The sequence below is a fragment of the Microbacterium sp. CFBP 8801 genome (assembly GCF_014839455.1).
Classification (GTDB): domain Bacteria; phylum Actinomycetota; class Actinomycetes; order Actinomycetales; family Microbacteriaceae; genus Microbacterium.
The window spans coordinates 1-8,049 of record NZ_JACYNU010000030.1 but is presented as its reverse complement, the minus strand read 5'-3'; the positions used below and the strand labels follow the sequence as shown (position 1 = coordinate 8,049).

Below are 8,049 nucleotides of genomic sequence, written 5' to 3'. Positions count from 1 at the left end.
CGCGCACGACCGCGCTCGTCAGTTCATCGGGGACGAGGTCTCCCCCGTCGATGATCGACTTCACCTGCAGACCGAGGTCTGTTCCCTCGGCGACGTTCGAACGGAAGACGTCGCCCGTCGAGACGACCGGGATGCCGAGGGCGTCGCCGACGCGGACGCCCTGCGTTCCCTTGCCCGAGCCCTGGGGCCCCACGATCAGAAGACGCGCGGTCATCGCAGCAGCCCTTCGTAGTGACGCTGCTGGAGTTGCGCGTCAATCTGCTTCACCGTCTCGAGACCGACACCCACGATGATGAGGATCGATGCTCCGCCGAACGGGAAGTTCTGGTTTGCCCCGACCGTCGCCAGCGCCACGAGCGGCAGCAGCGCGATCAGACCGAGGTAGATGGATCCCGGCAGGGTGATGCGCGTCAACACGTAGTCGAGGTACTCGGCCGTCGGACGACCCGCACGGATGCCGGGGATGAACCCGCCGTACTTCTTCATGTTGTCGGCGACATCGACCGGGTTGAAGGTGATGGCCACGTAGAAGTACGTGAAGCCGACGATCAGCAGGAAGTACACGAGCATGTAGAGCGGGTGGTCGCCGCGCGTGAGGTACTGCGAGATCCAGGTCACCCAACCGGCCGGCTCCTGGCCCGCCTGCGGCTGGTTGAACTGCGCGATGAGGGCGGGGATGTACAGCAGCGACGAGGCGAAGATGACGGGCACGACGCCGGCCATGTTCACCTTGATCGGGATGTAGGTGTTCGTGCCGCCGTAGGTGCGACGCCCGACCATGCGCTTCGCGTACTGCACGGGGATGCGGCGCTGGGACTGCTCGACGAAGACGACCAGTGCGACGATCACGATGCTCACGGCGAGGACGAGGAGGAAGACCTCCACGCCGCGCGAGGTGAGGATCGACAGCATGGCGCCGGGGAACGTCGCCGCGATCGAGGTGAAGATCAGGATCGACATGCCGTTGCCGACACCGCGCTCGGTGACCAGCTCGGCGAACCACATGACCAGGCCGGTGCCGGCGGTCAGGGTGATGATCATGAGCAGCTGCGCCCACCAGATGTCATTGGTGAGCAGCTGCTGGCACTCGGGGATGCCGGCCGAGCCGAACAGCTGTCCCGAGCGGGCCACGGTGACGAGGGTCGTCGACTGCAGCAGAGCCAGAGCGATCGTCAGGTAGCGCGTGTACTGGGTGAGCTTGGCCTGCCCCGCCTGGCCCTCTTTGTAGAGGGTCTCGAAGTGCGGGATCACGACGCGCAGGAGCTGCACGATGATGGTGGCCGTGATGTAGGGCATGACGCCGAGCGCGAAGATCGACAGCTGCAGCAGTGCGCCGCCCGAGAAGAGGTTGACCAGCGACAGCAGCCCCTCGGTGCCGCCCGACTGGTTCAGACACTGCTGGACGTTGGGGAAGTCGACGAAGGGCGTGGGGACGTGGGCACCGAGCCGGTAGATGGCGATGATGCCCAGCGTGAAGGCGATCTTCCGCCTCAGGTCGGGCGTGCGGAAAACCCGCGCGATGGCGCTGAACAAGGGGATTCCTCCAGAACGATCTCGGCACGCCGCAGGGCGCACACCAAATCAGACTAACCCAGAAGGGGCCGACGGCCGTAAGGCCGCCGGCCCCTCAGGGGTCGTGCGTCAGTTGACGGAACCGCCGGCGGCGACGATCTTCTGCTCAGCGGAGCCGGAGACCTTGTCGACCGAGACGGTCAGCGCGACCGAGATGTCGCCGGTGCCGAGCACCTTGACCTTCTCGTTCTTGCGGACGGCACCCTTGGCCACGAGGCCGGCGACGGTCACGTCGCCACCCTGCGGGTAGAGCTCGGCGAGCTTGTCCAGGTTCACGACCTGGTACTCGACGCGGAACGGGTTCTTGAAGCCACGGAGCTTCGGGGTGCGCATGTGCAGCGGCATCTGCCCACCCTCGAAGCCGACCCGGACCTGGTAGCGGGCCTTGGTTCCCTTGGTACCGCGACCGGCGGTCTTACCCTTCGAGCCCTCACCGCGACCCACGCGGGTCTTGGCCTTGTGGGCTCCCGGGACGGGACGCAGGTGGTGGACCTTCAGCACGCCGGGGCGCGCCGCGGGGGCTTCCTTCTTCTCAGCCGTCTTACGGGCCGAGGCCTTCTTCGGGGCGGCGACCGTTGCGGTCTCGTCCTTCTTGTCAGCCATTAGTCGATCTCCTCAACCTTGACGAGGTGGGCGACGGTCTTGACGTAACCGCGCGTCTGCGCGTCGTCGGGACGGACGACCGAGTCGCCGATCCGCTTGAGACCGAGCGAACGCAGCGTGTCACGCTGGTTCTGCTTCTCGCTCACCTTGGACTTGATCTGCGTGACCTTCAGACGCTCGGCCATCAGGCACCTACCTTCTGGGCGGCGGCCTCGGCGCGCACGAGGCGGGCCGGGGCGACCTGGTCGAACTCCAGGCCACGGCGGGCTGCCACGGCGCGGGGCTCTTCGAGCTGCTTCAGGGCTGCGACGGTCGCGTGCACGATGTTGATCGTGTTCGACGAGCCGAGCGACTTCGACAGGACATCGTGGATGCCGGCGCACTCGAGGACGGCGCGGACGGGACCACCGGCGATAACACCGGTACCGGCAGCGGCGGGGCGCAGGAGCACCACACCGGCGGCAGCCTCACCCTGGACGGGGTGGGGAATGGTCGAACCCGAACGCGGGACGCGGAAGAAGTTGCGCTTGGCCTCTTCGACACCCTTGGAGATGGCGAGGGGGACTTCGCGGGCCTTGCCGTAACCGACGCCCACGACACCGTTGCCGTCACCCACGACGACGAGCGCCGTGAAGCTGAAGCGACGACCACCCTTGACCACCTTCGAGACGCGGTTGATCGTCACGACGCGCTCGAGGAACTGGCTCTCGTTGCGGTCGCGCGAACCACGGTCGCGCTGGTTGGTGTTGCGCTCGCGACCACCGCGACGCGGCTCGCGCTCACGCTCGGCGGGGGCCGTGGCCGCAGCCGCACCCTCTACCGGTGCAGTCTGCTCGGTCACTTCGGTCTCCTTGTTGTCACTCACAGGTTCAGCCCTCCTTCGCGAGCTCCGTCGGCGATCGCGGCGACACGGCCGGCGTAGCGGTTACCGCCACGGTCGAACACGACGTCGGCGACGCCCACGGCCTTGGCACGCTCGGCGACGAGTTCGCCGACCTTGCGGGCCTTGGCGGTCTTGTCACCGTCGAACCCGCGCAGGTCGGTCTCGAGGGTGGAGGCAGAGGCCACGGTGTGGCCCTTGCTGTCGTCCACGACCTGGACGAACACGTGGCGCGCCGAGCGCGTCACGACGAGACGGGGACGCAGCTCGGTGCCGACGACCTTCTTGCGAAGGCGCGCGTGGCGACGGGCACGGGCGACGGACTTTGTCTTGACAGCCATGGCTACTTACCACTCTTTCCGGCCTTGCGGCGCACAACCTCGCCCGCGTACCGCACACCCTTGCCCTTGTACGGCTCGGGCTTGCGGATCTTGCGGATGTTGGCGGCGGCCTCGCCGACGGCCTGCTTGTCGATGCCGCTCACGGTGACCTTGTTGTTGCCTTCGACCGTGAGGGTGATACCTGCGGGCGGCTCGATCAGGACGGGGTGCGAGAAGCCGAGGGCGAACTCGATCGAGCTGCCCTTCTGCGCCACGCGGTAACCCGTACCGACGACCTCGAGGCCCTTGGTGTAGCCCTGGGTGACACCGATGATGTTGTTGTTGATGAGCGTGCGGGTCAGGCCGTGGAGCGACCGCGACTCGCGCTCATCGTCGGGGCGGGTGACGAGAACCTGGTTCTCTTCGACCGACACCTCGAGGGGCTGGGCAATGGTGAGCTCGAGCTCGCCCTTGGGGCCCTTGACGGCGACCTCCCGGCCGTTCACCGAAACGGTGACGCCAGCGGGGATGTCGATGGGAAGACGTCCGATACGCGACATTCTCAGATCACCACACGTAGGCGAGGACTTCCCCGCCGACGCCCTTCTGCTCGGCCTGACGGTCGGTGAGGAGACCGGAGGAGGTGGACAGGATGGCGACGCCGAGCCCGCCGAGGACCGTGGGGACCTCGGTCGACTTCGCGTACACGCGGAGGCCGGGCTTGGAGACGCGCTTGATGCCGGCGATCGACCGCTCGCGGTTCGGGCCGTACTTCAGCGTCATGTTGAGGGTCTGGCCGACACGGGCGTCTTCGACGGTCCAGTCGGCGATGTAACCCTCCTGCTTGAGGATCTGGGCGATGTTCGTCTTCAGCTTCGAGTTCGGCATCGACACGGAGTCGTGGTGAGCCGAGTTCGCGTTGCGCAGACGGGTCAGCATGTCTGCGACCGGGTCTGTCATCGTCATGTGTTGCTTCTTTCGTTCATGAGGTTTCGACTGCCGTTACGCGACAGCCGACCTTCGATGAGGGGCCCCCGGAAACCCGGGGGCCCGAGTTCAGGCCTGAGCGTCGGCCGACTGGAAGGGGAAGCCGAGCTGACGCAGCAGCGAGCGGCCTTCCTCGTCCGTCTTCGCGGTGGTGACGATGGTGATGTCGAATCCACGCACGCGGTCGATGCGGTCCTGATCGATCTCGTGGAACACGGACTGCTCCTGGAGACCGAAGGTGTAGTTGCCGTTGCCGTCGAACTGCTTGGCCGAGAGACCGCGGAAGTCGCGGATACGGGGCAGAGCGAGGTTGACGAGACGGTCCACGAACTCCCACGCGCGGTCACCGCGGAGGGTGACGTGCGCGCCGATCGCCTGACCCTCGCGCAGCTTGAACTGCGCGATGGACTTGCGAGCCTTGGTGACGACGGGCTTCTGACCGGTGATCTTGGTGAGGTCGTCGACCGCACCATCGATCACCTTGCTGTCGCGAGCGGCCTCGCCGACACCGGTGTTCACGACGACCTTGACCAGTCCGGGGATCTGCATGACGTTCGGGTAACCGAACTCCTCCTGCAGAGCCTTCTTGATCTCGGCGTTGTACTTCTGCTTCAGGCGGGGCTGGATCTTGCCAGTCTCCGCGGCAGTCACGGTGCTCATGTTCAGAGGTCCTTGCCTGACTTCTTCGCGAAGCGCACGCGGACGGTGCGCTTGACGCCGTCCTTCACCTGCTCCTCGACCCGGCGGCCGACGCGGGTCGGCTTCTTGGTCGAGGGGTCGACGAGCGCGACGTTGGAGATGTGGATCGGGGCTTCGAACGTCTCGATGCCACCGGTCTTGGTGCCGCGCTGGGACTGGCCCACGCGGTTGTGCTTGGTGACGTAGTTCACGCCTTCGACGATGACGCGGTTCTGCTCGGTCAGGATCTCGAGGACCTTGCCCTGCTTGCCGCGGTCGCCGCCACGCTCGGGCTTGGCGCCCGTGATGACCTGAACCAGGTCACCCTTCTTGATTTTCGCCATGATCAGATGACCTCCGGGGCGAGCGAGACGATCTTCATGAACTTCTTGTCACGAAGCTCACGACCGACGGGTCCGAAGATGCGGGTGCCGCGGGGCTCCCCGTCGCTCTTCAGGATCACGGCGGCGTTCTCGTCGAACTTGATGTATGAGCCGTCGGGACGGCGGGTCTGCTTCACGACACGGACGACGACAGCCTTGACCACGTCGCCCTTCTTGACGTTTCCACCGGGGATCGCGTCCTTGACCGTGGCGACGATGACGTCACCGAGGCCCGCGTAACGACGGTTGGAGCCGCCGAGCACGCGGATGGTGAGCAGCTCCTTGGCGCCGGTGTTGTCGGCGACCTTCAGCCGGGATTCGTTCTGAATCACTTTTTACTCCTTGGATTCCAAGTAAGCGCGAGGCTTACTTGGCCTTCTCGAGGATCTCGACCAGGCGCCAGCGCTTGGTGGCGCTCAGCGGACGGGTCTCGTTGATGACGACCAGGTCGCCGATGCCCGCCGAGTTGGTCTCGTCGTGCGCCTTGACCTTGGAGGTGCGGCGGATGACCTTGCCGTAGAGCGGGTGCTTCACGCGGTCTTCGACCTCGACGACGATGGTCTTGTCCATCTTGTCGCTGACGACGTAGCCACGACGCGCCTTGCGGTAACCGCGGGCGTTCTCGTCGCGCACATCGTTCTCAGAGTGCTCGTGACCGACGACCTGCGCCTCGGCCTCTGCCTTCTTCGCGGTAGCCATTACTCCGCCTCTTCCTTCGCGGCGTCGTCAGCGGCGTCCGCCTTCTTCGCCTTGCTCTTCTTCGCCTTCGTCGCCTCGACCGGGGCCGGGGTGGCGCGGATGCCGAGCTCGCGCTCACGGATCACGGTGTACAGACGCGCGATGTCGCGCTTGACTGCACGGATGCGACCGTGGCTTTCGAGCTGGCCGGTGGCCGACTGGAAGCGCAGGTTGAACAGCTCTTCCTTGGCCTTACGCAGCTCCTCGACGAGGCGCTGGTCTTCGAACGTGTCGAGCTCGCTCGGGGCGAGCTGCTTGGTGCCGATCGCCATTACGCGTCGCCCTCCTCGCGCTTGATGATGCGTGCCTTCAGGGGCAGCTTGTGAATGGCTCGGGTCAGTGCTTCACGAGCGAGCTGCTCGTCGACACCCGCGACCTCGAAGAGGACGCGGCCGGGCTTGACGTTCGCGACCCACCACTCGGGCGAACCCTTACCGGAACCCATGCGGGTTTCGGCCGGCTTCTTGGTGAGGGGGCGGTCGGGGTAGATGTTGATCCACACCTTTCCGCCACGCTTGATGTGACGCGTCATGGCGATACGAGCGGACTCGATCTGACGGTTGGTCACGTAAGCGGGGGTCAGCGCCTGAATACCGTACTCACCGAACGACACCTGCGTGCCACCGGTGGCCTGGCCGGAACGGCCGGGGTGGTGCTGCTTGCGGTACTTGACCTTGCGGGGGATGAGCATTACGCCGACGCTCCTTCTGCCACGGGGGCCTCGTTGCGCGGGCCACGACGACGGTCGCCACCGCGGTCGTCACGACCGCGGGACTTGGGCGCGTTGGCCTGCTCGCGGGCGAGCTCCTTGTTGGTGAGGTCGCCCTTGTAGATCCAGACCTTCACGCCGATGCGCCCGAAGGTGGTCTTGGCCTCGTAGAAGCCGTAGTCGATGTTCGCGCGCAGGGTGTGCAGGGGCACACGACCTTCGCGGTAGAACTCCGAGCGGCTCATCTCGGCGCCGCCGAGGCGACCCGACACCTGGATGCGGACACCCTTGGCGCCGGCACGCTGCGCGCCCTGCAGGCCCTTGCGCATCGCGCGGCGGAACGCCACACGAGCGGTGAGCTGCTCGGCGACACCCTGCGCGACGAGCTGAGCATCGGCCTCGGGGTTCTTGACCTCGAGGATGTTCAGCTGGATCTGCTTGCTGGTGAGCTTCTCGAGGTCGGCACGGATGCGCTCGGCCTCGGCGCCGCGGCGACCGATCACGATGCCCGGACGGGCGGTGTGGATGTCGACGCGGACGCGGTCACGCGTGCGCTCGATCTCGATGTTGCTGACACCGGCGCGGTCAAGCGAAGTGGTCAGCAGGCGACGGATCTTGATGTCCTCGGCGAGGTAGTCGGCGTAACGCTGACCGGCCTTCGTCGAGTCCGAGAACCACCGCGACACGTGGTCGGTGGTGATGCCGAGGCGGAAGCCGTACGGGTTGACCTTCTGTCCCATTACTTGCTCGCCTTCTTGTTGGCGCGCGCCGGGGCCGCAGCAGCGTCTTCCGGCGTCGCGAGCACGACCGTGATGTGGCTCGTGCGCTTCTTGATCTGGAAGGCGCGACCCTGTGCACGGGGACGGAAACGCTTGAGCGTCGTGCCCTCGTCGACGTACGCGTTCTTCACGTACAGGTCGGCGTCATCCAGGTATTCGTTCGTCTTGTCAGCGGTGACGCGAGCGTTCGCGATCGCCGAGGCGACGAGCTTGTAGATCGGCTCGCTCGCGCCCTGGGGCGCGAACTTCAGGATGGCGAGGGCCTCTTCGGCCTGCTTGCCCTTGATGAGCGCGACGACACGACGAGCCTTCTGAGGGGTCACGCGGATGTGTCGCACGCGTGCGATGGACTCCACCATTTCTCTCTCCTCTAGCGCCACCGCGTCAGCGGCGGCGGCCC

General features: G+C 66.1%; 16 protein-coding genes. All 16 read right to left on the bottom strand.

Going from position 1 to position 8,049, the window contains the following annotated elements; genetic code table 11:
- Positions 1–214, bottom strand: a 214-nt coding sequence (locus tag IFR11_RS15960; protein ID WP_191916830.1) for an adenylate kinase family protein, incomplete at its 3' end; no start/stop codon positions are given.
- Complete coding sequence (secY, locus tag IFR11_RS15955) at positions 211–1,533, bottom strand: preprotein translocase subunit SecY (protein WP_055833728.1); 1,323 nt, start codon at positions 1,531–1,533, stop codon at positions 211–213. The genes IFR11_RS15960 and secY, both read right to left, overlap by 4 nt.
- Before the next feature lie 108 nt (positions 1,534–1,641).
- Complete coding sequence (gene rplO, locus IFR11_RS15950) at positions 1,642–2,175, bottom strand: 50S ribosomal protein L15 (protein WP_070408570.1); 534 nt, start codon at positions 2,173–2,175, stop codon at positions 1,642–1,644.
- Complete coding sequence (gene rpmD / locus IFR11_RS15945) at positions 2,175–2,360, bottom strand: 50S ribosomal protein L30 (protein WP_013583998.1); 186 nt, start codon at positions 2,358–2,360, stop codon at positions 2,175–2,177. Before rpmD ends, rplO begins: the two co-directional genes overlap by 1 nt.
- Positions 2,360–3,040 (bottom strand): 30S ribosomal protein S5, encoded by a 681-nt coding sequence (gene rpsE / locus IFR11_RS15940; protein ID WP_070408571.1) that lies wholly within the window; start codon positions 3,038–3,040, stop codon positions 2,360–2,362. The genes rpmD and rpsE overlap by 1 nt, the downstream gene beginning before the upstream one ends.
- Positions 3,037–3,396: a 50S ribosomal protein L18 gene (gene rplR, locus IFR11_RS15935; protein ID WP_055833725.1), complete on the bottom strand. Its 360-nt coding sequence runs from the start codon at positions 3,394–3,396 to the stop codon at positions 3,037–3,039. The genes rpsE and rplR overlap by 4 nt, the downstream gene beginning before the upstream one ends.
- A gap of 2 nt (positions 3,397–3,398) precedes the next feature.
- Positions 3,399–3,935, bottom strand: coding sequence for a 50S ribosomal protein L6 (gene rplF, locus IFR11_RS15930; protein WP_055833722.1), 537 nt, complete (start codon positions 3,933–3,935; stop codon positions 3,399–3,401).
- A 7-nt stretch (positions 3,936–3,942) separates the two neighbouring features.
- Positions 3,943–4,341, bottom strand: a complete 399-nt coding sequence (rpsH, locus tag IFR11_RS15925; protein WP_055833719.1) for a 30S ribosomal protein S8 — start codon at positions 4,339–4,341, stop codon at positions 3,943–3,945.
- 90 nt (positions 4,342–4,431) lie between these two features.
- Positions 4,432–5,022 (bottom strand): 50S ribosomal protein L5, encoded by a 591-nt coding sequence (gene rplE, locus IFR11_RS15920; RefSeq protein WP_055833716.1) that lies wholly within the window; start codon positions 5,020–5,022, stop codon positions 4,432–4,434.
- Positions 5,023–5,024: 2 nt separating this feature from the next.
- Positions 5,025–5,384, bottom strand: coding sequence for a 50S ribosomal protein L24 (gene rplX, locus IFR11_RS15915; RefSeq protein WP_055833711.1), 360 nt, complete (start codon positions 5,382–5,384; stop codon positions 5,025–5,027).
- A gap of 2 nt (positions 5,385–5,386) precedes the next feature.
- Entirely contained in the window at positions 5,387–5,755 is a 369-nt protein-coding gene (rplN, locus tag IFR11_RS15910) for a 50S ribosomal protein L14 (protein ID WP_055833708.1), read from the bottom strand.
- A gap of 34 nt (positions 5,756–5,789) precedes the next feature.
- Positions 5,790–6,122: a 30S ribosomal protein S17 gene (rpsQ, locus tag IFR11_RS15905; protein ID WP_070408572.1), complete on the bottom strand. Its 333-nt coding sequence runs from the start codon at positions 6,120–6,122 to the stop codon at positions 5,790–5,792.
- Positions 6,122–6,433 (bottom strand): 50S ribosomal protein L29, encoded by a 312-nt coding sequence (rpmC, locus tag IFR11_RS16695; RefSeq protein ID WP_013584007.1) that lies wholly within the window; start codon positions 6,431–6,433, stop codon positions 6,122–6,124. Before rpmC ends, rpsQ begins: the two co-directional genes overlap by 1 nt.
- Entirely contained in the window at positions 6,433–6,852 is a 420-nt protein-coding gene (gene rplP / locus IFR11_RS15895) for a 50S ribosomal protein L16 (RefSeq protein ID WP_055833705.1), read from the bottom strand. The genes rpmC and rplP overlap by 1 nt, the downstream gene beginning before the upstream one ends.
- Positions 6,852–7,610, bottom strand: coding sequence for a 30S ribosomal protein S3 (rpsC, locus tag IFR11_RS15890; protein ID WP_055833702.1), 759 nt, complete (start codon positions 7,608–7,610; stop codon positions 6,852–6,854). Before rpsC ends, rplP begins: the two co-directional genes overlap by 1 nt.
- Positions 7,610–8,008, bottom strand: a complete 399-nt coding sequence (gene rplV / locus IFR11_RS15885) for a 50S ribosomal protein L22 (RefSeq protein WP_055833699.1) — start codon at positions 8,006–8,008, stop codon at positions 7,610–7,612. The genes rpsC and rplV overlap by 1 nt, the downstream gene beginning before the upstream one ends.
- Positions 8,009–8,049 lie beyond the last annotated feature (41 nt).